General features: G+C 73.3%; 1 pseudogene. It reads right to left on the bottom strand.

The window, feature by feature from the left end:
- Nucleotides 1-562, bottom strand: a pseudogene (locus D7V97_RS43555) (exo-alpha-sialidase); the annotation flags it as partial.

Below are 562 nucleotides of genomic sequence, written 5' to 3'. Positions count from 1 at the left end.
CGCCCCGGCGCCTCACCCGCCCCAGGTCCGGCTGCCGCTGGAAGCTCGCGCCACCATCGGTGGACACCGCCACCACCGCCATGGAGCCTCCGTCCGCCTCCAGACGGAACGCCTGCACCCACAGCCGCCCGCGCGAGTCCCTCGCCAGCAGCGCCCGGGAGTACGCCGTCGCGCTGTCCGCGTTGAACACCCGGACCGCCGGCTCCGGCGCCCAGGTGTCCTCGGCCTCCTGGTAGCGCCACCACTGGAACCAGACGTCGTGCCGCGACGAGGCCGCCAGCGAGGGGGCCTCGTACGCATACACGAGCGCCACGTCCCGCCCCACGGCGACCAGCTCCGCCCGGTCATGGTGCGAGGCATCCGGCTGGACGGAGGCGAGCTTCTGGAAGCCCTGGAACCCGTCCCCGAACCGGAACAGGTTCAACCCCTCTGCGTCCGCACCCTGCTGCTGGATGGCCAGGAGCCACGTGGGCGCGCGCCCGTTTCCCACTTCAATCCGTACCGCATGCCGGTGCGCCGGAAGCGTGAGCGCGTTGCCGCCCCCCGCTGGCACCACGGGCAC

Source organism: Corallococcus sp. CA053C (assembly GCF_003611675.1).
Taxonomy (GTDB): domain Bacteria; phylum Myxococcota; class Myxococcia; order Myxococcales; family Myxococcaceae; genus Corallococcus.
The sequence above is the reverse complement of the archived record's forward strand: the minus strand, read 5'-3'. Positions and strand labels throughout refer to the sequence as shown.